Source organism: Phycicoccus sp. DTK01 (assembly GCF_017312765.1).
Classification (GTDB): Bacteria; Actinomycetota; Actinomycetes; order Actinomycetales; family Dermatophilaceae; genus Phycicoccus; species Phycicoccus jejuensis.
Map to the genome: position 1 here is coordinate 203,616 of NZ_BOPU01000003.1, position 21,116 is coordinate 224,731.

General features: G+C 73.7%; 19 protein-coding genes and 1 other RNA gene. 16 read left to right on the forward strand and 4 right to left on the reverse strand.

The window, feature by feature from the left end:
* Nucleotides 1-19: 19 nt before the first annotated feature.
* From prfB to J3473_RS08455, 7 genes are all read left to right on the forward strand, one after another.
* Nucleotides 20-1,138 carry a peptide chain release factor 2 gene (prfB, locus tag J3473_RS08425; RefSeq protein ID WP_207022727.1) on the forward strand — a complete coding sequence of 373 codons (1,119 nt, stop codon included), beginning with the start codon at nucleotides 20-22 and terminating at the stop codon, nucleotides 1,136-1,138.
* A 28-nt stretch (nucleotides 1,139-1,166) separates the two neighbouring features.
* Entirely contained in the window at nucleotides 1,167-1,676 is a 510-nt protein-coding gene (locus J3473_RS08430) for a hypothetical protein (RefSeq protein WP_207022728.1), read from the forward strand.
* A gap of 90 nt (nucleotides 1,677-1,766) precedes the next feature.
* Complete coding sequence (ftsE, locus tag J3473_RS08435) at nucleotides 1,767-2,489, forward strand: cell division ATP-binding protein FtsE (RefSeq protein ID WP_030527550.1); 723 nt, start codon at nucleotides 1,767-1,769, stop codon at nucleotides 2,487-2,489.
* Nucleotide 2,490: 1 nt separating this feature from the next.
* Entirely contained in the window at nucleotides 2,491-3,396 is a 906-nt protein-coding gene (ftsX, locus tag J3473_RS08440) for a permease-like cell division protein FtsX (protein WP_030527549.1), read from the forward strand.
* 138 nt (nucleotides 3,397-3,534) lie between these two features.
* Nucleotides 3,535-4,923: a M23 family metallopeptidase gene (locus J3473_RS08445; protein WP_207022729.1), complete on the forward strand. Its 1,389-nt coding sequence runs from the start codon at nucleotides 3,535-3,537 to the stop codon at nucleotides 4,921-4,923.
* A gap of 69 nt (nucleotides 4,924-4,992) precedes the next feature.
* Nucleotides 4,993-5,484, forward strand: a complete 492-nt coding sequence (gene smpB / locus J3473_RS08450; RefSeq protein WP_207022730.1) for an SsrA-binding protein SmpB — start codon at nucleotides 4,993-4,995, stop codon at nucleotides 5,482-5,484.
* Nucleotides 5,485-5,486: 2 nt separating this feature from the next.
* Nucleotides 5,487-7,457, forward strand: coding sequence for a DUF2207 domain-containing protein (locus J3473_RS08455; protein WP_207022731.1), 1,971 nt, complete (start codon nucleotides 5,487-5,489; stop codon nucleotides 7,455-7,457).
* A 96-nt stretch (nucleotides 7,458-7,553) separates the two neighbouring features.
* Here the strand turns inward: J3473_RS08455 and J3473_RS08460 are convergent, their stop codons facing one another.
* A complete protein-coding gene (locus J3473_RS08460) occupies nucleotides 7,554-7,727 on the reverse strand; it encodes a CsbD family protein (RefSeq protein WP_084696651.1) in 174 nt (57 codons plus the stop codon).
* Nucleotides 7,728-7,939: 212 nt separating this feature from the next.
* On the opposite strand from J3473_RS08460, the gene J3473_RS08465 reads away from it, so the two are divergent.
* Nucleotides 7,940-8,728 (forward strand): DinB family protein, encoded by a 789-nt coding sequence (locus J3473_RS08465; protein WP_242525777.1) that lies wholly within the window; start codon nucleotides 7,940-7,942, stop codon nucleotides 8,726-8,728.
* On the opposite strand, the gene J3473_RS08470 is transcribed toward J3473_RS08465, so the two are convergent.
* Complete coding sequence (locus J3473_RS08470) at nucleotides 8,717-12,100, reverse strand: pyruvate carboxylase (RefSeq protein WP_207023004.1); 3,384 nt, start codon at nucleotides 12,098-12,100, stop codon at nucleotides 8,717-8,719. The genes J3473_RS08465 and J3473_RS08470 overlap by 12 nt on opposite strands.
* A 161-nt stretch (nucleotides 12,101-12,261) precedes the next feature.
* Here J3473_RS08470 and J3473_RS08475 point away from each other — a divergent pair, with 161 nt between their 5' ends.
* Together J3473_RS08475 and ssrA are read left to right on the forward strand one after the other, a co-directional pair.
* Entirely contained in the window at nucleotides 12,262-12,882 is a 621-nt protein-coding gene (locus tag J3473_RS08475; RefSeq protein ID WP_207022733.1) for a hypothetical protein, read from the forward strand.
* A gap of 143 nt (nucleotides 12,883-13,025) precedes the next feature.
* Nucleotides 13,026-13,393: a transfer-messenger RNA gene (ssrA, locus tag J3473_RS08480) on the forward strand.
* 79 nt (nucleotides 13,394-13,472) lie between these two features.
* On the opposite strand, the gene J3473_RS08485 is transcribed toward ssrA, so the two are convergent.
* Nucleotides 13,473-14,087, reverse strand: coding sequence for a YgjV family protein (locus J3473_RS08485; RefSeq protein WP_030527542.1), 615 nt, complete (start codon nucleotides 14,085-14,087; stop codon nucleotides 13,473-13,475).
* Nucleotides 14,084-14,704: an SIMPL domain-containing protein gene (locus tag J3473_RS08490; RefSeq protein ID WP_207022734.1), complete on the reverse strand. Its 621-nt coding sequence runs from the start codon at nucleotides 14,702-14,704 to the stop codon at nucleotides 14,084-14,086. The genes J3473_RS08485 and J3473_RS08490 overlap by 4 nt, the downstream gene beginning before the upstream one ends.
* An 83-nt stretch (nucleotides 14,705-14,787) precedes the next feature.
* Between J3473_RS08490 and J3473_RS08495 the strand changes: the two genes are divergently transcribed.
* From J3473_RS08495 to J3473_RS08520, 6 genes are all read left to right on the forward strand, one after another.
* Nucleotides 14,788-16,215 (forward strand): NAD-dependent malic enzyme, encoded by a 1,428-nt coding sequence (locus J3473_RS08495; RefSeq protein WP_207022735.1) that lies wholly within the window; start codon nucleotides 14,788-14,790, stop codon nucleotides 16,213-16,215.
* Nucleotides 16,212-16,592 carry a VanZ family protein gene (locus J3473_RS08500; protein ID WP_242525778.1) on the forward strand — a complete coding sequence of 127 codons (381 nt, stop codon included), beginning with the start codon at nucleotides 16,212-16,214 and terminating at the stop codon, nucleotides 16,590-16,592. Before J3473_RS08495 ends, J3473_RS08500 begins: the two co-directional genes overlap by 4 nt.
* Before the next feature lie 221 nt (nucleotides 16,593-16,813).
* Nucleotides 16,814-18,985, forward strand: a complete 2,172-nt coding sequence (locus J3473_RS08505) for a DEAD/DEAH box helicase (protein WP_207022736.1) — start codon at nucleotides 16,814-16,816, stop codon at nucleotides 18,983-18,985.
* A complete protein-coding gene (locus J3473_RS08510) occupies nucleotides 18,982-19,539 on the forward strand; it encodes a YqgE/AlgH family protein (protein ID WP_207022737.1) in 558 nt (185 codons plus the stop codon). Before J3473_RS08505 ends, J3473_RS08510 begins: the two co-directional genes overlap by 4 nt.
* 59 nt (nucleotides 19,540-19,598) lie before the next feature.
* Nucleotides 19,599-19,907 (forward strand): DUF3039 domain-containing protein, encoded by a 309-nt coding sequence (locus tag J3473_RS08515; protein ID WP_030527536.1) that lies wholly within the window; start codon nucleotides 19,599-19,601, stop codon nucleotides 19,905-19,907.
* Nucleotides 19,908-20,106: 199 nt separating this feature from the next.
* On the forward strand, nucleotides 20,107-21,099 hold the full coding sequence (locus J3473_RS08520; RefSeq protein ID WP_242525779.1) for a zinc metalloprotease: 993 nt from the start codon (nucleotides 20,107-20,109) through the stop codon (nucleotides 21,097-21,099).
* The last annotated feature ends 17 nt before the right edge of the window (nucleotides 21,100-21,116 follow it).

Sequence of the window (21,116 nt, forward strand, 5' to 3'; positions counted from 1 at the left end):
TCGCGTAGGCTGACCCCTCGTGGCCACCGACTTCACCCAGGAGATCAAGGACCTGCGCAGCACGATGGCGTCGGTCCGGGAGGTCACCGACCTCACCGCCCTCGAGCAGCAGATCGCCGAGTACGAGCAGCAGGCCGCCGAGCCGTCCCTCTGGGACGACCAGGAGCGCGCCCAGCAGGTGACCTCCGGCCTCTCCCGCGCCAAGGCCGAGCACGACCGGGTCGTCGGCATGGACGCGCGCATCGACGACCTCGAGGCCCTCGTCGAGATGGGCCAGGAGGAGGACGACGCCGACACCCTCGCCGAGGCCGAGCGCGAGCTCGTCAAGGTCCGCAAGGCCGTCGGCGAGCTCGAGGTCCGCACCCTGCTCTCCGGCGAGTACGACGAGCGCGCCGCCGTCGTCACCATCCGTGCGGGCGCCGGGGGCGTCGACGCCGCCGACTTCGCCGAGATGCTCATGCGCATGTACCTGCGCTGGGCCGAGCGCCACGGCTACCCGACCAAGGTCATGGACACCTCCTACGCCGAGGAGGCCGGCCTGAAGTCGGCCACCTTCGAGGTCGACATGCCCTACGCCTACGGCAACCTCTCGGTCGAGGGGGGCACCCACCGCCTCGTCCGGATCAGCCCCTTCGACAACCAGGGCCGCCGCCAGACGAGCTTCGCCGCCGTCGAGGTCGTGCCCCTCATCGAGGGCACGGACAGCATCGACATCCCCGAGAACGAGCTGAAGATCGACGTCTTCCGCTCCAGCGGCCCCGGCGGCCAGTCGGTCAACACGACCGACTCCGCGGTCCGGATGACGCACATCCCCACCGGCACCGTCGTCTCGATGCAGAACGAGAAGTCGCAGATCCAGAACCGTGCCGCCGCGCTGCGGGTCATGCAGTCGCGCCTCCTGCTCATCAAGAAGGCCGAGGAGGCCGCCGAGCGCAAGGAGCTCGCCGGCGACATCAAGGCCAGCTGGGGAGAGCAGATGCGCTCCTACGTCCTGCACCCGTACCAGATGGTCAAGGACCTGCGCACCGAGCACGAGGTCGGCAACACCTCGGGTGTCTTCGACGGCGACATCGACGGCTTCATCGAGGCCGGCATCCGCTGGCGCAAGGCCCAGGAGAAGGCCGACGCGCAGGGCTGACGCCCGGCCCGCCGACGCCCACCCGCCGATGACCGACGCGCTCGACCCCGCCTGGGGCGCCTGGACCGACGACCTCGCCGCCGCCGTGCGCCGCCTCGACGACGGTGCCTCGCTCACCGTCACGGCCCCGCCCGGGCACGAGCGGATGGCGCGCAGCGGCTCCCGGCTGCGCTGGCTGCTCGGCGGCGGACGCCGCCCCGTGGCCCCCTCCGTGCGCCTCGTGCGCGCCGAGGACCACCTGCGCGGCCACTGGGCCGGACCGCAGCGGGGCGGCGGGACGTTCCCGTGGACCCGCGAGGAGGAGGAGCGCATCCTCGCCGCCGGCTGGCACGTCCCGACCGCCACCGACGGCAAGGACTACCTGCGCTTCTGGCCCGACGACGTCCCGAGCGGGCCCTACCTGCCCGAGGCCGACGCGCGGCGCGCGGCGACCGTCGTCGCGACGACCTTCCGCGACGTCCTCGGGGTCACGCCGCACGACGGCGGGCTCCCCGTCGTCGGCCCCGCGGTCGGTGACCCGCCGAACGTCCCGAGCTGACCGCCGCGCGGCGTCGCTCGACCTATCCTCGACAGTGCCGTGGTGTGCCCGCGGTCCCCTGTTCCCCAGCCGTGAGGCCCTCTGCTCCGCATGATCCGCTTCGAGAACGTCACGAAGGTCTACCCGCGCTCGACCCGTCCGGCCCTCGACGCCGTCGACGTCGACATCGACCGCGGCGAGTTCGTCTTCGTCGTCGGCCCCTCCGGCTCGGGCAAGTCGACGATGCTGCGCCTCGCGCTGCGCGAGGAGGCCGCGACCGAGGGTGTCGTCCTCGTCGCCGGCCACGACCTGCGCAAGCTGTCCACCCGGCAGGTGCCGCGCCTGCGCCGCGAGATGGGCGCGGTCTTCCAGGACTTCCGGCTGCTGCCGAACAAGACCGTCCACGAGAACGTCGCCTACGCGCTGCAGGTCATCGGCAAGCCGCGCCACGCCATCCGCCAGCTCGTGCCCGAGACCCTCGAGATGGTCGGGCTCGCCGGCAAGGAGAAGCGCTTCCCGCACCAGCTCTCCGGCGGTGAGCAGCAGCGCGTCGCCATCGCCCGCGCGGTCGTCAACCGGCCGCAGATCCTCCTCTGCGACGAGCCGACGGGCAACCTCGACCAGGCCATCAGCCTCGACATCGTCCGCCTGCTCGACCGCATCAACCGGACGGGGACGACCATCGTCATGGCGACGCACGACCACGACATCGTCAACGCCCTGCGCAAGCGGGTGCTCCAGCTCGCCGACGGCCACGTCGTGCGCGACGAGCGGGAGGGCAACTACCACCCGACCGGTGAGCTGCCCGTGGTGACGACGGACGGGGAGGCCTGAGATGCAGGCGCGCTTCCTCGCCTCCGAGGTGGGCTCCGGCCTGCGTCGCAACGTGTCGATGGCGGTCTCGGTCGTGCTCGTGACGATGGTCGCGATGTTCCTCCTCGGCCTCGGGCTGCTCGCCCAGCGGCAGGCGGACACGATGAAGGGCTACTGGTACGACCGGATCCAGGTCTCGATCTACCTCTGCAACGCCAACGCGCTCGCGCCCAACTGCGAGGGCAAGGCGGCGACCGACGCCCAGCGCACGGCGCTGCAGGACCAGCTCGAGGCGCTGCCCGAGGTCAAGCAGGTCTTCTACGAGTCCGAGCAGCAGGCCTTCCAGCGCTTCAAGGAGCAGTTCCGCAACAGCCCGATCGCCGGCAACGTCCAGGAGGGTGACCTCCCGCCGAGCCTGCGCGTGCAGCTCGACGACCCGACGAAGTTCCGCAACGTGACGACGCAGTTCGAGGACGCCCCGGGCGTCGCCACCGTGCAGGACCAGGAGAAGGTCCTCTCGAAGTTCTTCACGATCATCAACTGGGTCACCGTCTTCGCGGTCTTCCTCGCGGCCCTCATGGCCGCGTGCGCGGCGCTGCTCATGGCGACGACCATCCGGCAGGCGGCCTTCATCCGGCGCCGGGAGATCGGGATCATGCGGCTGGTCGGGGCCTCGAACTGGACCATCCGTGCCCCGTTCATCTCCGAGATGGTCATCGTCTCGGCGGTCGGGGTCCTGCTCGCCGTCGGCCTGCTCATCGGGCTGACCCAGTACGTCTTCACCGAGGGGGCCAGCCAGATCGCCCTCTCGCAGGCGTTCATCGGGGTCTCCGACGTGTGGTTGCTCGCGCCGTGGATGCTCGGCGGGGTCGTGCTCATCGCGGTGGGGACGAGCGTCGTCACGCTGCGCCGCTACCTGCGGGTCTGAGGCCGGCGACCTGCCCGGACGGCCTGCGCGAGAGGGTCGGGCGCTGAGAGACTGCTGATGTCCGCCCGGCGTCCGCCCGGCCCCCGCCTGGCCTGTTGACTGTGCACATCGATGGGGTTCGTGTTACCAATGGTGATCATGGGACGACCTGACCGCCCACGCGGCGCCCGTTCACGACGGCTCCTCGGGCTCGCCGCGGCGATGACCTGCTCGAGCGCGCTCGTGCTGGCGGTCGCCCCGTCGGCGCCCGCCGCCCCGGACCCGGGGACCCAGAAGCGGCAGGTCGACCGCAAGGTCGACGCCCTCGAGAACGAGGTCGAGGACTCCAGCGCCGCGCTGCGCAAGGCCTACCAGGCCCTCCACGCCACCGAGGACAAGCTCCCCGCGGCCCGCAGCGCCCTCGAGAAGGCTCGCTCGGCAGCCGACGCGGCCGACGCGGCCGAGGCCCGGGCCTCCCAGGAGCTCGACGTCGCCAAGGCCAACGAGGCCAAGGCGCGCGACGACCTCGAGGCCTCGACCAAGGCCGTCGCGGCCGGACGCAAGCGCCTCGCGCAGTTCGCGTCGCAGGTCTACCAGCAGCAGGGCTTCGGGCAGCTCGACGTCGCGCTCTCGAGCACGCAGCCGCAGCAGTTCGCCGACCGGCTCGCGATGGTCGACACCGTCCTCGACGTCCAGAACGCGACGATGCAGCGCCTGACCACCGAGCAGGCGGGGCTCACCGCGCTCGAGGACCACGTGAGCGCGCTGCGTGCCGACTCCGCGCGCAAGCAGCAGGCGGCCGCGGCCGCGCTGAAGAAGGCCGAGTCCGCCCGGGCGAGCGCCCAGCAGGCCCAGGTCGACCTCGAGTCGCTCGTCACCGCGCAGAAGGGCCAGGCGGCGAGCTTCGCCGACCAGCTGGCCGCCGACAAGAAGCAGCTCGCCTCGATGAAGGCCGAGCAGGACCGCCTGAGCGCGGTCCTCGCCCGCCGCGCCGCCGAGGCCCGCGCCCGCGCCGCGGCCGAGGCGAAGAAGCGCGCCGAGCAGAACAAGGGCAAGGGCGGGTCCGGCGGCGGCTCGAGCTCCGGTGGTGGATCCACCGGCGGCGGGGGCTCGACCGGCGGGGGCGGCTCCAGCACCTCCAGCGGCGTGCTGTCGCGCCCGGTGAAGAGCGGCTGGATCAGCTCGGAGTTCGGCCAGCGTTTCCACCCGATCTACCACTACTGGAAGCTGCACTCCGGCCGGGACTACGCGGTCAACTGCGGCACGCCCGTCTACGCGGCGGCGTCCGGCACGGTCATCTCGGCCGGCTGGGGCGGCGGCTACGGCAACCGCATCGTCATCGACCACGGGCTCGAGCGCGGTGTCGGCCTCGCGACGACCTACAACCACCTGACGAGCATCGTCGTCGGTGGCGGCTCGGTCGGCCGCGGCCAGCTCATCGGCTACAGCGGCACGACCGGCACCTCCAACGGCTGCCACCTGCACTTCGAGACGCTCCAGGACGGCGCGTTCGTCGACCCCCGCAAGTGGCTCAACACCCTCTCCTGACGCACCCGGCCGGCCCGTCGGCGGGAATCGCCGTGAGCCGGTGCCACCCGGGCGGGTAGCCTCCTGACCGTGGCGAAGGACAAGGGGCGGACCCCCGGGACGAAGCTCGTGGCGAGCAACCGCAAGGCGCGCCACGACTACCTCGTCGAGGACACCTACGAGGCCGGCATGGTCCTCATGGGCACCGAGGTCAAGGCCCTGCGGATGGGTCGGGCCTCGCTCGTCGACGGCTGGGCCGGTTTCGACCGCGACGAGGAGCTCTGGCTCGAGGGCGTCCACATCCCCGAGTACGTCAACGGGACGTGGACCAACCACACCCCGCGCCGGCGCCGCAAGCTCCTCCTGCACCGCCGCGAGCTCGACAAGATCGCGCAGGCGACGCGCGAGTCGGGCTACTCCGTCGTCCCGCTCAGCCTGTACTTCAAGGAGGGCCGCGCGAAGGTCGAGATCGCGGTCGTCAAGGGCAAGCGGGCGTACGACAAGCGGCAGGCGCTGCGCGAGCGGCAGGACAACCGCGAGGCCGAACGGGCCATCGCCGCCCGGCGGCGCGGCGAGGACTGACGATGCCCCGCCGCGGCGGGGTGTGGGCCGCGCTCCTGCTCCTGCTGGCCTGCCTCGCCGCGCTCACCGCCTCCGCCCCCGCGGCGGCCGCTGCTCCAGGGGCGCGAGCACCCGAGCGCGTCGGCGCCTGGGGCGGCGCCGCACCGGCCGCCCTGCCGGCGCAGGAGCAGGCCGACTCGCTGCGCACGAGCATCGAGGCGCAGGAGGACGGCAGCGTCGTCGTCACCGAGGACATCACCTGGCGCTTCCCTGAGGGGGAGGACCGGCACGGCATCTACCGGCTCGTCCGGGTCCGGGCGGGCTACCGCGACAGCGAGACGCAGTACCGCTACTACGAGCTGTCCGGCATCGAGGTCACCTCGCCCACCGGGGCGCCGACCGACATCACGGTCGAGGACGACGGGGCCGACCGCCGGATCCGGATCGGCAGCCCGTCGGAGACGGTCAGCGGCACCGCGCGCTACGTCGTGCGCTACCGCCTCGCCCACCTCGTCAACGACATCGGCGACGGCACCGCCGAGGTCTACTACGACGTCGTGAGCACCGCGAGCTCCTTCCCGCAGCACGACGTCCGCGCGACGGTCACCGGTCCCGCCGACGTCACCCGCGCGGCGTGCTTCCACGGCCCCTACGGCTCGACCGACCCGTGCCCCGCGACGCCCGGCGCGAGCGCCGAGTACACCGTGCCCGACCTCGCCGCCGAGGAGGGGGCCTCCCTGGTCGCCTCGTTCCCGCGCGAGGCGTTCGGGGACCTCACACCCGACCTGCGCGAGGGCGACGTCGGCAGCAGCGGGGGCAGCACGGTGACCCCGGCCACCGCCCGCACCCTCGGGCTCCTCGCCACCGGGGGCGGGCTGCTCGTCCCGCTGGCCGCCGGCACCCTCATGGGGCTGCTCGTGTGGCGCCGCGGGCGGGACGAGCGCTACGCGGGCCTGACGCCGGGCCTCTCGCCGGGTGCCGGCGAGTCCGCGCCCGTCGTCGTCGGCGGTCCCGCCCCGACGGTCGCCGTGCAGTTCACCCCGCCGGAGGGCGTGCAGCCCGGTCTCGTCGGGACCGTGCTCGACGAGGAGGCCGGCCTGGTCGACGTCACCGCGACGATCATCGACCTCGCCGTGCGCGGCCACCTGCGCATCGGCCGTGAGGAGCGGGGCGCCTTCCGCTCCGACGACTGGGTCCTCACCCGCACGACGCCGCCCGCCGGGGGCCCACCGCTCGCGCCGTACGAGCAGCTCCTCCACGAGTCGCTCTTCGCGGCCGGCGACCAGGTCGCGCTCTCGTCGCTGAAGAACCGCTTCAAGCCCACCGTCGACGCCGTCCAGCGGCTCATGTACGAGGAGGTCGTCGAGCGCGGCTGGTTCCGTCGCAGCCCGCAGGCGCAGCGCTCGGGCTGGATGGCCCTGGGCAGCGTGCTCGTCGGTGTCGGTGTGCTCGGGGGCTTCTTCCTCGCCGGCCCGGCCTCGGGCCTGTTCGCCGACTCCGGCCTGCCGGTGAGCCCCGTCTGGGTGCTCGCGGGCGGTCTCGTCGTCGGCGGTCTCGTGACGCGCGCGCTCGGGCGGCGGATGGCGGCCCGGACCGCGGAGGGCTCGGCCGTGCTCGCCCGCTCGAAGGGGTTCGAGCGCTACCTCGCGACGGCCGAGGCGAACCAGATCCGCTGGGAGGAGGCGCAGGACCTCTTCAGCCGGTTCCTGCCCTACGCCATCGTCTTCGGGCTCGCCGACCGGTGGGCCGCGGTGTTCGAGGAGGTCGCCGCCGCGGCGGCCGCCGCGGGGCACACGGTCGTCAGCCCGCTCTGGTACGTCGGCTCGTGGGGCGACGGCGGCTTCCGCGACGTCGCCTCGAGCATGGACTCGTTCTCGACCGTCGCCGCGGGGACCCTCGTCTCCACCCCGGGCTCGTCCGGCTCCTCGGGCTTCAGCGGGGGAGGCGGCTTCAGCGGTGGCGGTGGCGGGGGATCGTCCGGCGGCAGCTGGTAGCCCGGCCGGCCGGGTCGGCCCCGCACGACGGACGGGCCGCCCCCGTGAGGGAGCGGCCCGTCGTGGTTCCCCGACCCGGGGGTCGGTGGTCCGGTGTCAGTGCTTGAAGGCGTCCTTGACGTTCTCGCCGGCCTGCTTGACGTCCGACTTCGTCTGGTCCCCGCGGCCCTCGGCCTCGAGGCGCTCGTTGTCGGTCGCCTTGCCGGTGGCCTCCTTGGCCTTGCCGACGACGTCGTCCTTGATGTTCTCGATCTTGTCTCCGAGACCCATGAGGTGCTCCCTTCGCTACGGGGTGCAGCACGCCCCGCCAGGAACGCACCGCGCTGATGGGTCCCACGCTATGCACGCGCGAGCGCCTGTGGGGCTTTCGACGCGACAAACTTTCGACGAACATTCGACGCCGCAGGTCGCGGCCCCTCAACGGCATCCACCACCGCGCCCTCGGGGCGACGGCGGCCGTGCGGTCGTGGGATGCTCCCGCGGTGGTCCCCAGCGAGTCGCCCGACACCTCCACCGAGCAGCCCGAGCCGTCGGCGCGCTTCGTCGACCGGGACCTGCGCGAGGCGCGCTTCGTGCGCTGCGACCTCTCGGGCGCCGTCCTGCGGGCGGTCGACGTCGCCGGCGCCGAGATCGACGCGCCCTGGCTGCTCGACGGCGAGAGCACCCTGCTCGTCAACGGCGTCGACGTCACCGGCTTCGTCGACGCCGAGCTCGACCGGCGGATGCCCGGGCGGGCCCTGCGCCGGGCCGAGGACCCCGACGGCCTGCGTGCCGCCTGGGCCGCGGTCGAGCAGGCCTGGGCCGGTGCGGTGGCCCGGGCCGAGTCGATGCCGCAGGGGTCGCTCGACGCCTCCGTCGACGGGGAGTGGTCCTTCGCCGAGACGGTGCGGCACCTCGTCATGGCCACCGACACGTGGGTGCGGGGGGCGGTGCTCGGGGTCGAGCGCCCGTGGCACCCGCTGGGGATGCCGAACGCCGAGTACGCCGCCGACGGCCACGACCCGTCGGTCTTCGCGCCGGGCACGCCGCCGTGGTCCGAGGTGCTCGCCGTCCGGGCCGAGCGGACGGCCCTCGTGCGCGAGCTGCTCGCCGCGACGACCGCCGACGAGCTCGACGCGACCCGCGCCAACCCGTGGGCGCCGCAGTACCCGGAGACCGTGCGGTCCTGCCTCCACACCGTCCTCGAGGAGGAGTGGGAGCACCTGCGCTACGCCCTGCGAGACCTCGACGTCCTGGCCGCCCGTGCGGGGGAGCGCAGCTCAGCCGGGTGACACGACGAGGACGAGGTCGCCGCCCTCGACCTGCTGGTGCCCGGAGATGGCCAGCCGCTCGACGGTGCCGCCCGTCGGCGAGGTGATGCTCGCCTCCATCTTCATCGCCTCGATCGTCGCGACGACGCCGCCGGCCTCGACGGTGTCGCCCTCGGCGACGACCGGGGTGACGACGCCGGCGAAGGGTGCCGCGACGTGGCCGGGCGTCCCGGGGTCGGCCTTCTCGGCGGCCTTGGTCGCCACCTCGACCGAGCGGTCGCGCACCTGGACCGGACGGAACTGCCCGTTGAGGGTGCACATGACCGTGCGCATCCCCTGCCGGTCCGGGTCGCCGATCGAGCTGATGCCGAGGAGCAGCCGCTTGCCCGCCTCGATCTCGGCCTCGTACTCCTGACCGTGCTCGAGGCCGTGGAGGAACTCGATCGTGCCGAGGACCGACAGGTCGCCGTACAGCTCGCGGGTCTCCTCGAACTCGCGCGTCGGCCCCGGGAAGAGCAGCTGGTTGAGGGTGCGCCGGGTGTCGGTGACGAGCGCCTCCTCCTGCTCGGGCGTCAGCTCGGTGACGCGCGGCTTCGGGGTGCGGCCCTGGAGCGCCTTGGTCCGGAACGGCTCGGGCCAGCCACCGGGCGGGTCGCCGAGCTCGCCACCGAGGAAGCCGATGACCGAGTCCGGGATGTCGTAGCGGGTCGGGTTCTCCTCGAAGTCCGCCGGGTCCGCGCCGGCACCGACGAGGGCGAGCGCGAGGTCACCGACGACCTTGCTGCTGGGCGTCACCTTGACGAGGTGCCCGAGGATGCGGTCGGCGGCGGCGTACATGTCCTCGACGTCCTCGAAGCGGTCGCCGAGCCCGAGCGCGATGGCCTGCTGGCGCAGGTTCGACAGCTGGCCGCCGGGGATCTCGTGGAAGTAGACGCGGCCGGTGGGGGAGGCGAGCCCGGACTCGAACGGCGCGTAGAGGCGGCGCACGGCCTCCCAGTAGGGCTCGAGCGCGAAGACGGCGTCGATGTCGAGGCCGGTCTCGCGCTCGGTGCCGTCCGTGGCCGCGACGAGGGCCGAGAGGCTCGGCTGGCTCGTCGTCCCGGACATCGTCGCCGTCGCCGCGTCGACGGCGTCGACCCCGGCGTCGATGGCCGCGAGCAGCGTGCCGACCTGCCCGCCCGCGGTGTCGTGCGTGTGCAGGTGGACCGGCAGGTCGAAGTTCTCGCGCAGGGCCGTCACGAGGCGCCGGGCCGCCGGCGCCCGCAGCAGCCCGGCCATGTCCTTGATGGCGAGGACGTGCGCGCCGGTGCCGACGATCTCCTCGGCGAGACGCAGGTAGTAGTCGAGCGTGTAGAGCCGCTCGCCCGGGTCCATGAGGTTGCCGGTGTAGCAGAGCGCGACCTCGGCGACCGCGGTCCCCGTGTCGAGCACCGCCTCGACCGCCGGGCGCATCTGCGAGACGTCGTTGAGCGAGTCGAAGATCCGGAAGACGTCGAGGCCGGTGCGGGCCGCCTCGTGGACGAACGCGTCGGTGACCTTCGTCGGGTACGGGGTGTAGCCGACCGTGTTGCGCCCGCGCAGCAGCATCTGGAGCGGGATGTTCGGCATCGCCTCGCGCAGCAGGGCCAGGCGCTCCCACGGGTCCTCGTGGAGGAAGCGCAGCGCGACGTCGTAGGTGGCCCCGCCCCAGGCCTCCATCGAGAGCAGCTGCGGGGTGGTGCGGGCGACGTGGCCGGCGACGTGCAGCAGGTCGCGCGTGCGCATCCGGGTGGCCAGCAGCGACTGGTGGGCGTCGCGGAAGGTGGTGTCCGTGACCGGCACGTCGGTGCGCTCGCGCAGCTGCCGGGCGAACTCGGCCGGGCCGACACGCAGCAGGAGGTCGCGGGTGCCGGGCGGCAGCGGCGCGTCGGTGTCGAGCGCCGGCAGCTTGGTCCGCGGCTTGAGGTGGGTGGTCGCGGGGCCGTGCGGCTGGTTGACGCTGACGTCGGCGAGGTACTGCAGCAGCTTCGTGCCGCGGTCGCCGCCCATCCGCGCCTCGAGGAGCTGGGGGCGCTCGTCGATGAAGCCGGTCGTCGCCTCGCCCCGCTGGAAGACGGGGTCGGCGAGGACGGCCTCGAGGAAGGGGATGTTCGTCGAGACGCCGCGGATCCGGAACTCCGCCAACGCCCGTCGCGCCCGCCGGACGGCCACGCCGAAGTCGCTGCCGCGGCAGGTCAGCTTGACGAGCATCGAGTCGAAGTGGGGGCTGACCTGCGCGCCGACGAACACGGTGCCGCCGTCGAGGCGCACGCCACCGCCGCCGGCCGAGCGGTAGACGGTGATCTGGCCGGCGTCCGGACGGAAGCCGTTGGCCGGGTCCTCGGTCGTGATGCGGCACTGGAGCGCGGCGCCGCGGGTGCGGATGTCCTCCTGGCGCAGCCCGAGGTCCTCGAGGGTCTCGCCGGCGGCGATCCGCATCTGCGAGACGACGAGGTCGATGTCGGTGACCTCCTCGGTCACGGTGTGCTCGACCTGGATGCGCGGGTTCATCTCGATGAAGACGTAGCGACCGTCCTCGCCGAGGAGGAACTCGACCGTGCCGGCGTTGCGGTAGCCGATGGTCTCGGCGAAGCGCACGGCGTCCGCGCACATGCTCGCGCGGACCTCGGGGTCGAGGTTCGGAGCGGGCGCGATCTCGACGACCTTCTGGTGGCGGCGCTGCACCGAGCAGTCGCGTTCGAAGAGGTGCAGGACGGTGCCGGTGGCGTCGGCGAGCACCTGGACCTCGATGTGCCGCGGCCGGACCACGGCCTCCTCGAGGTAGAGCGTCGGGTCGCCGAAGGCCGCGTCGGCCTCGCGCTGGGCGGCCTCGAGCGAGTCCCGCAGCTGCGCCCGCTCGTCGACCCGGCGCATCCCGCGCCCGCCACCGCCGGAGACGGCCTTGACGAAGACCGGGAAGCCGATCTCCTCGGCCGCGGCGGCCAGCGCGTCGAGGTCGGTCGTCGGCTCGGCGCCGCGCAGCGTTGGCAGGCCGGCCTCCCGGGCCGCGGCGATCGCCCGGGCCTTGTTGCCCGCGAGGTGCAGCGCGGAGGCCGGCGGGCCGATGAAGGTGATGCCGGCGGCCTCGCACGCCTCCGCGAGGTCCGGGTTCTCCGACAGGAAGCCGTAGCCGGGGTAGACCGCGTCGGCGCCGCAGTCGACCGCGACCCGGACGATGTTCGCGTGGTCGAGGTAGGCGCGGACGGGGTGGCCGACCTCGCCGATCTCGTAGGACTCGTCCGCCTTGAGCCGGTGCTCGGAGGTGCGGTCCTCGTGCGGGAAGACCGCGACCGTCTTGGCCCCGAGCTCGGTGGCGGCGCGGAACGCGCGGACGGCGATCTCCCCGCGGTTGGCGACGAGGATCTTCTGGAACACGGCGGACCTCCGGGCGTCGGGGAGCGGCACGGCCCACCCTAGTGACGCGCGACACACCGGTGTCCCGACGTCCACGGGAGCGGGCGGCACACCCGGACGCGACACCGCATCGACCGTTCGGATGTCCCGAATGCGTTCCGGTTGCGCTTAGCCTGTCTGTCGTGCAGGGGTACCGCAGGGGTGCACCCACCTCCGCACGCGTCGGCGTGCTGCAGGTGGTCGCTGCCGCCTGCGCGGGTGTCGCGGCCGTCGTCGGGATGGTCGCGCTGCAGCCCGGCGGCCTGTCCGCGCTCGACGGGAGGCCCGAGCCCACGCCCTCGGTCAGCCCGACGCCTACCCCGACGACCCCGTCGCCCACGCCGACGCCGACCACCACCGGCCCGGGGCCCCGCTCGGGGCCGGGGACGGTGCCGTCGCTGCCCTCGCCGACCCTCGCGGACCCGACGGCCTCGCCGTCCCCGACCGCCACCGCGCTGCCCGGCCCGCCGTTCGTCAGCCCGCAGGACCTCTGGCTGCGGCCGGGCGCCTCGCGCACGCCCGTGCCCTCGAGCAGCCCGACCCCCACGGACACCCCGACCCCCACGCCGAGCCCGACGACCTCGACCGGCGAGTCCTCGCCGCAGCCGACCGCCACCGAGCCCTCCACGACGCCGAGCGACCCGACCCAGGGGAGCGACGGGATCCCGAGCAGTGACGGGACCCAGGGCACCGGTGAGGGCACCGGCCCGGTGCCGAGCCCGACCGCCGCGCCGGGCGCCGACCCGGCCGTCCCCGCCACCTGACCCGTCCCGGGGACCGACGCTCGTGCCCGCCCCACGGCTCGCGGGGAATCGGGTTGGGGCGTGTCGGTGTTGCACGGCATACTGGCAGTGCGGTGGCCGTGTGCCGCCGTGACAACTCAACAGCGTGGGAGTGCTCCCCTCAGGGGGGTGATCGGTTTCGACATTGGTCGGATGTCCAGTGGGAAGCGGGTCGAGGAGGCACGGTCATCTCGTCAAACGCTCCGTGCAAACCAATAGGTGCCGATTCCAAGCGCACCGACTTCGCCCTCGCCGCCTGAGCGAGCCCGAAGTCCGTTGGCCTGAGCATGATCTCGGCTCAGTAACCAGCGTCATCTAGAGATCTTGCTGCGTCGTCACGCCGAGGGGCGACGCGGGACTCTCACTCGGCTGGGCCTGTCGGGGAACGTGTGCGTGCGAGCCCCGGGGCCGAGAAAATCCACAGCGCACTGCACCCGGAGAAGCCCTGGTCTCCCGTCAGTGGACGCGGGTTCGATTCCCGCCACCTCCACCACGGCGCACTCCCACGCCTGCCCCGCAGACGACCCGGGCCCTCCTTCCCGAGGGCCCGGGTCGTCCACGTGCGGGGCGGCTCAGGCGAGGTCGAGGCGGTAGCGCTCGCCCTCGCGGGTGAAACCGAGCCGGTCGTAGTACGGCGCGACCATCCCGGGCGCGGTGAGCACCCGACGGACCCCGAGCTCGCGGAAGAGGCCGGACCGGCGGAAGACGAACTCGCCCGGCGCGAAGTCGCGGAACCGCGGGGTCACGTAGTCCAGCTCGACCTCGGCCGTGCCGTCGCCGACGTCGCGGACGACGATGACGCCGGCCGTCTCGTCGCCGTGCTGCACGAGCCACGTCGAGCGCGACGGGTCCGTCCCGGCGGTGAACCCGGGGAAGAAGCGGGCGATGTCGCCGGCCCACAGGTGCAGGACGTGCAGCAGGTAGCCGTCGTCCCCGCGCACCGGGACGACGGCGAAGGCCCGCTCGTCACCCCGCTCCCGGAGCATCCGGACGATGAACCACAGGTTGATGCCGGCAAGGACGACGTTCATCGCGACCATCGGCCAGACCCCGAGCACCGCGTTGAAGACGACGAGGATGACGCAGGCGACCGTGTTGAGCACACGCAGCCGCAGGATGCGGGCCTGCAGCAGCGAGAAGACGAGCAGCGCGGACCCGAACCAGCCGAGCGCGTCGACCCAGGTCACGGCTCGCCCAGCGCGAAGCGGACCTGCACCTCGACCCCGACGACCGGCTCGCCACCCTCGAGGGGGACGCCCGCATCGGCCGCGGCGAAGCGCGCCTTGGGCATCGGCACCGGGCCGCCCATCGGCGCCTCGCGGACGCGCAGCACCGGCCCGAGCGGCCGGCCGGCGAGGCGCGCCCACTGGTCGGCCCGCTCCTGCGCGTCGGCGAAGGCGGCGTCCCGCGCGCGCACGAGCAGGGGAGCGGGGTCGGCGACCTCGAGCGAGACCCCGTCGACGGCCAGGGCGTCACCGGCCGCCCCGGCGAGCGCCGAGATGACGGCCCCGGCCCGGTCCCGGTCCCGCACGCGCAGGCGCAGCGACTGGTGCGCCGTGTACCCGACGACCCCCTGCCCTTCCCGGTCCCAGCGCGGCGAGACGCCCATCCCGGTCGTGCGCCGGTCGGCGTCGCGGACCCCGTGGTCGTCGGCGGCGGCGACCGCTGCGGCGAGCCGGTCGGCGAGGCCGGAGAGCGCGGAGGCGACGTCGGGGCCGTCGACGTGCACCCGCACGTCGAGGACGACGACGTCGGGCGGTGCACCGGCGCTGCCGGTGCCGGTCACGTCCACGTGGTCCGACATGCCGGTCACGGTAGCGGCGCGGGGGCGACCGCACCACGGACCCCGATTCGGGATACCTGCCGGTACGCGGTTAGATCGACCGCATGCCCGCCGCGCCCTCCATCGCCAACAGCGTCACCGTCCGCCTCGTCCTGCCCGCCCGGCCCACCGCGGTCAGCGAGATGACGAGCCTCATCGAGAAGGCGGGCGGGGTCGTCACCGGCCTCGACGTCACCGGCTCGGGGCACGCGCGGATGCGGGTCGACCTGACGATGCTCACGCGCGACGTCGACCACGCCGACGAGATCGTCGCGGTCATGCGCACGGTCGAGGGCGTCGAGATCGGCAAGGTCTCGGACCGCACCTTCCTCATGCACCTCGGCGGCAAGCTGACCGTCGAGTCCAAGGTGCCGATCCGCACCCGTGACGACCTGTCGCTCATCTACACGCCGGGTGTCGCCCGCGTCTGCATGGCGATCGCCGACAACCCGGCCGACGCCCGCCGCCTGACGATCAAGCGCAACACCGTGGCGGTCGTCACCGACGGCACGGCGGTGCTCGGGCTCGGCGACATCGGCCCGCTGGCGGCGCTGCCGGTCATGGAGGGCAAGGCGGCCCTGTTCAAGCGCTTCGCCGACATCGACGCCTTCCCGATCTGCCTCGACACCACCGACGTCGACGAGATCATCCGCACGGTGAAAGCCATCGCCCCCGGGTTCGCCGGCATCAACCTCGAGGACATCTCGGCGCCGCGCTGCTTCGAGGTCGAGGCGCGCCTGCGCGAGGAGCTCGACATCCCGGTCTTCCACGACGACCAGCACGGCACGGCGATCGTCGCGCTCGCCGCGCTGCGCAACGCCCTGCGCGTCGTCGGCAAGCGGCTCGAGGACGTGCGCCTCGTGATGAGCGGCGCAGGCGCGGCCGGCACCGCGATCCTCAAGCTCATGCTCCACGCCGGGGCGCGCCACGTCGTCGTCGCCGACGTCGACGGCGTCGTCCACCGCGACCGCGCCGACGTCCTCTCGGGCGACCACCCGAACCACGCGTGGATCGCCGAGCACACCAACCCCGACAACATCAGCGGCTCGCTCGCCGACGCGGTCCGCGACGCCGACGTCTTCCTCGGCGTCTCGGCCCCGAACATCCTCTCGGAGGAGGCGGTCGCCTCGATGGCCCCCGGCTCGGTCGTCTTCGCGATGGCCAACCCGGTGCCCGAGATCGACCCCGAGATCGCCGCCCGGCACGCCGCCGTCGTCGCGACAGGTCGATCGGACTTCGCGAACCAGATCAACAACGTCCTCGTCTTCCCCGGTGTCTTCCGCGGCCTCATCGACGCGGCGAGCAGCCACGTGACGATGGAGGTGCTCCTCGCCGCGGCCGACGCCCTCGCGGGCGTCGTGACCGAGGAGGAGCTCAACGCGACGTACATCATCCCGAGCGTCTTCCACCCGGACGTCACGAGCACCGTCGCGGACGCCGTGCGCCGTGCCGTCGAGGGCGTCGAGGGCGTCCACGACGACCCCGACGCGTGACGGCGGCGTCCTCGCGCCCCGGTCGCGTGGCCGGGCCGCTCGCGCTGGCCGCGACGCTCGTCCAGCTCGTCGTCCTCTACGTCCCGCGGGCGCCGGGCGTCGACCCGTTCCCGAACGCCGACAAGGTGGTCCACCTCGCGGTCTTCCTCGTCCCGGTGGCCCTCGCCGTGCTGGCGGGCGTCCGGGTGCGCTGGGCCGCCGGGGTCTTCGCGGCCCACGCCGTCCTCAGCGAGGTCGTGCAGGCCACGCTCCTGCCGGCGCGCAGCGGTGACCCCCTCGACGCGGTCGCCGACCTCACCGGTGTCGCGATCGGGGTGCTCCTCGGCGTGACCCTCGCCCGTCGGCGCGTGGCCGGGAGCACCCCCGCGCGCTGGTAGACTGGACCCCTTGACCGAGGTGGCCCGGCGCCTGGCCGCGCCGATGCCCGCAGAGTGCGGGCCGCTCCACACCACTCCCACCCGGTCCGCCGGTGACACCGCGAGGTCGAACCGGCCACCCAGGGCCACAGACGGCCCCGAGGCTCGTTGTCCGTGCTGGTTCGCCACCGGTTGACGACGTGTCTGTCAACCGAACGACGAACCACGAAGGTGAATCACCCATGCCCAAGAAGGCATCCGGGCCCAAGGCCCGTTGGACCGCTGCCCAGAAGGCGGAGGCCCAGAAGAGCCCCAAGAAGCCGCACCGCGGCCAGTCCGCCCGCAGCACCGAGACCACCGAGCGCACCAAGCGCCCCCGGGCCGAGCGCTCGCCGCGCTGGGACCGCGAGGACCCGCGCCGCGGTGACCGCCCCGCCCGCAGCGAGCGTCGCGAGGGGCTCCAGCGCGAGGACCGTCCGCGTCGTGACGACCGCTTCCAGCGGGACGAGCGTCCGGCGCGCTTCCAGCGCGAGGACCGTCCGCAGCGCGTCCAGCGGGACGACCGTCCGCGTCGGGACGACCGCTTCCAGCGCGAGGACCGTCCGGCGCGCTTCGCGCGGGACGACCGTCCGCGTCGTGACGACCGCTTCCAGCGGGACGAGCGTCCGGCGCGCTTCCAGCGCGAGGACCGTCCGCAGCGGTTCGAGCGCGAGGACCGTCCGCGTCGTGACGACCGCTTCCAGCGGGACGAGCGTCCGGCGCGCGCCCAGCGCGAGGACCGCCCGCAGCGCTTCGAGCGCGACGACCGTCCCCGCCGCTGGGTCTCCGGCGACGGCGAGGAGCGCCGCGTCCACCGTCCCCACGACGAGCGCCCCCGCCGCGAGCGCGGCGACCGTCCCTTCCGCGAGCGCTCGCCGCGCGTCGCCGACCCCGTGCGGCGCGACCGCCACGAGGGCCGCCACGTCGAGCAGCGTGGCTACGAGGCGCCGCGCAGCTTCGAGGAGGCCGAGGCCGAGCGCGCCGAGGCCGACACCTGGACCGCGTACCGCTCGGTCGCGGCCGGTGGCCCGCGTGAGGTGACCGAGGACAACGGCTTCGCCGCCCTCGGCCTGCCCGAGCGCCTCGTCGAGCGCCTCGCCCGCGACGGCATCACCGAGCCGTTCCCGATCCAGGCCGCGACGATCCCCGACGCGCTCGCGGGCCGCGACGTCCTCGGCCGGGGCCGCACCGGCTCCGGCAAGACCCTCGCCTTCGGTCTGCCGACCATCGCGCGCCTCGCCGACGGTGTGCGCCCCGAGCCGCGCCGCCCGCGGGCGCTCGTCCTCGTGCCGACCCGCGAGCTCGCGATGCAGGTCAGCGATGCGCTCGAGCCGTTCGTCCACGTGATCGGCCTCAAGCACCGGCTCGTCGCCGGCGGCCTGTCCTACGAGGGCCAGATCTCGGCGCTCAACCGCGGCGTGCACCTCCTCGTCGCGACGCCGGGCCGCCTCGTCGACCTGATGGAGCGCGGCGCCGTCGAGCTCGGCGGGGTCGAGGTCGCCATCCTCGACGAGGCCGACCACATGGCCGACATGGGCTTCGTCCCCGAGGTCACCGCGATCCTCGACGCCGTGCCCGAGGGCGGGCAGCGCCTGCTCTTCTCGGCCACGCTCGACCGCGGCGTCGACACCCTCGTCGAGAAGTACCTCGTCGACCCGGTGACCCACTCGACCGACGACGCGCAGGCCGCGGTGACGACGATGAGCCACCACGTGCTCCTCATCGACCCGCAGGACAAGAAGACCCTCACCGCCGAGCTGTGCTCGCGTGCCGGCCGCACGGTGGTCTTCGCCCGCACCCAGCTCGGGGCCGAGCGCATCGCCCGTGAGCTGCGCGAGCGCGGTGTCCTCGCCGCGGCGCTGCACGGCGGGCTCTCGCAGGGCGTGCGCAACCGCGTCCTCGGCGCCTTCCGCGACGGCCGCGTCCCCGTGCTCGTCGCCACCGACGTCGCCGCGCGCGGCATCCACGTCGACGACATCGGGATGGTCGTCCAGGTCGACCCGCCGACCGACCACAAGGACTACCTGCACCGCGCCGGCCGCACGGCCCGCGCCGGGGAGGAGGGCGCCGTCGTCATGCTCGCCCTCCCGCACCAGCGCAAGATGGTCACCCGGATCATCGAGGGGGCCGGCGCCGAGGCGCAGGTCGCCAAGGTGGCCCCGGGCGACGCGACCGTCTCCGCGCTCGGTGGCGTCGCCCCGAGCGGCGTCCCCGTGCCCGACGAGGTCTGGCGCCCGCTGCTCGAGGCCAAGCCGCAGGGCCGGGGCGGCCCGCGCCGCGGTGGCCCGCACCGGGGTGGTCCGCGCGGCGGTCGCCCGCAGGGTGGCCGCAGCGGCGGTCGTCCGCAGGGTCGCGGGGGCAGAATGGGCGCGTGAGCGCCACCACCACCGGGCGCCTCCTCGTCGCCACCCCGCAGATCGAGGAGGGCGTCTTCCACCGCAGCGTCGTCCTCGTGCTGCACCACGGCGACGACGGGGCGCAGGGCGTCGTGCTCAACCGCCCCGTCGACGCCGGCATCGACTCGGTCCTGCCCGGCTGGGAGGAGCACGCCAGCCGGCCGGCCACCCTCTTCCAGGGCGGGCCGGTCCAGCTGGACTCCGCGCTCGGGCTGGTCGCCGTCCCCGGCGACTCGCCCGAGCCGACCGGGGTGCGCCGACTGTTCGGCGCCGTCGCCCTCGTCGACCTCGACACCCCGCCCCCGCTCGTCGTCCCCGAGCTGTCGGGCCTGCGCATCTTCGCGGGCTACGCCGGGTGGTCCCCGGGCCAGCTCGAGGAGGAGATCGCGACGGGGTCGTGGTTCGTCGTCGACACCGAGAGCGCCGACGCCTTCACCGACCACCCGGCCGACCTGTGGCAGCGGGTGCTGCGCCGCCAGCCCGAGCCGCTGCGCTGGATGGCGCTCTACCCGCCGGACCCCTCGCTCAACTGACGCCGTGGGCCCGCCGGCGTCCGGGAGGCCCCGCAGGACGAGCGCGTACCCTGCTGCCCATGAGCGAGACGATGCCGCCGCCCAGCGACCCGAACGCGCCGCAGGGGCAGCCCGACGGCCCGCAGACGCAGACGGCCGTCCTCGAGCGCACCGAGACCGTCCCCGAGGTCGCCGAGCCCGGCGACCACGAGCGCTTCGCGCACTACGTCCGCAAGGAGAAGATCCTCGAGAGCGCGCTGTCGGGGGAGCCGGTGACGGCCCTGTGCGGCAAGGTCTGGATCCCCGGGCGCAACCCCGACCGCTTCCCGGTCTGCCCGACCTGCAAAGAGATCTACGAGGGCCTGCGACCGCCGGAGGACGGCGACTGAGACGGGGCTGAGGGTCTCCCGCCGGAGTTGACCGAGTTCTTACGCGGGCCTGACCCGCAGCAGTCGTCGGGCGCGTATCGCGGGAGGCCGAGGTCTTACGCAACCCTGACCGCGGGCTGACCCCGTCGGTCCGGACGCGCCCCTAGCGTCCTGCGGGTGCCCCGGTCGACCGACCGGGCTGACTCCCGGAAGGACGCCCATGCGTACTCGTTCCCTCACGGCCCTCGCCGCCCTCACCCTCGGCGTGGCCGGCTCCCTCGTGCCCCTGTCCTCGGCCCAGGCCCGCCCGATGGCGGCGGACACCGCCCAGTCGGCCGAGTGCACCGTGCACAGCGACGTCGTGGGCGGTCGGCACGCCGCGGGGCCGAACCGGGCCGACCCGCACGAGCTGACCCCGGCCCAGACGAAGGCGAACGACGCCGCGATGGCCAAGGCGCTCGCGGCCAAGGGCTACGACACCCGCACCGACGGCAAGGCCGTCACGCAGTCGGCGCAGCGCTCCGCCGCCGCCTCGAACAAGAAGCCCGTCGCGGCCTTCGCCGGCGGCGTCGTCGACGTCTACGTCCACGTCATCACCGACGGCACGAACGGCAGGCTGACGAGCACCCAGATCAACAACCAGATCTCGGTCCTCAACAACGCCTACTCCTCGGCCGGGTTCTCCTTCCGCCTGGCCGGCACGGACACGACGACCAACGCCTCCTGGTACCAGGGCCTGACCGACGGCACCACGCAGGAGCGCCAGATGAAGACCGCCCTGCGCAAGGGCAACATGGGCGACCTCAACCTCTACACCGCGAACCTCGGCGGCGGCCTGCTCGGCTGGGCGACCTTCCCGAAGGCGAGCCAGGACGTCATGGACGGCGTCGTCATCCTCGACCAGTCGGTGCCCGGCGGCACGGCCGCGCCGTACAACCAGGGCGACACCGGCACGCACGAGGTCGGCCACTGGATGAACCTCTACCACACCTTCCAGGGCGGCTGCTCGGGCAGCGGTGACTCGGTCTCCGACACCCCGGCCGAGGCCTCGCCCGCCTATGGCTGCCCCACCGGCCGCGACACCTGCGGCACCGCCGGCCTCGACCCGATCACCAACTTCATGGACTACTCGGACGACGCGTGCATGAACACCTTCACGACCGGCCAGGCCACCCGGATGCAGAACGCGTGGCTCGCCTACCGCAACGTCTGACCGGCCATCTCGGCTAG

Excerpts from the sequence above, each read along its gene's own strand:
- ftsE (WP_030527550.1), top strand. The coding sequence starts at position 1,767 with ATGATCCGCTTCGAGAACGTCACGAAGGTCTACCCGCGCTCGACCCGT.
- J3473_RS08515 (WP_030527536.1), top strand. The coding sequence starts at position 19,599 with ATGAGCGAGACGATGCCGCCGCCCAGCGACCCGAACGCGCCGCAGGGG.
- ftsX (WP_030527549.1), top strand. The coding sequence starts at position 2,491 with ATGCAGGCGCGCTTCCTCGCCTCCGAGGTGGGCTCCGGCCTGCGTCGC.
- J3473_RS08495 (WP_207022735.1), top strand. The coding sequence starts at position 14,788 with ATGCCCGCCGCGCCCTCCATCGCCAACAGCGTCACCGTCCGCCTCGTC.
- J3473_RS08505 (WP_207022736.1), top strand. The coding sequence starts at position 16,814 with ATGCCCAAGAAGGCATCCGGGCCCAAGGCCCGTTGGACCGCTGCCCAG.
- J3473_RS08490 (WP_207022734.1), bottom strand. The coding sequence starts at position 14,704 with ATGTCGGACCACGTGGACGTGACCGGCACCGGCAGCGCCGGTGCACCG.
- J3473_RS08520 (WP_242525779.1), top strand. The coding sequence starts at position 20,107 with ATGCGTACTCGTTCCCTCACGGCCCTCGCCGCCCTCACCCTCGGCGTG.
- J3473_RS08445 (WP_207022729.1), top strand. The coding sequence starts at position 3,535 with ATGGGACGACCTGACCGCCCACGCGGCGCCCGTTCACGACGGCTCCTC.
- J3473_RS08430 (WP_207022728.1), top strand. The coding sequence starts at position 1,167 with ATGACCGACGCGCTCGACCCCGCCTGGGGCGCCTGGACCGACGACCTC.
- J3473_RS08455 (WP_207022731.1), top strand. The coding sequence starts at position 5,487 with ATGCCCCGCCGCGGCGGGGTGTGGGCCGCGCTCCTGCTCCTGCTGGCC.
- J3473_RS08460 (WP_084696651.1), bottom strand. The coding sequence starts at position 7,727 with ATGGGTCTCGGAGACAAGATCGAGAACATCAAGGACGACGTCGTCGGC.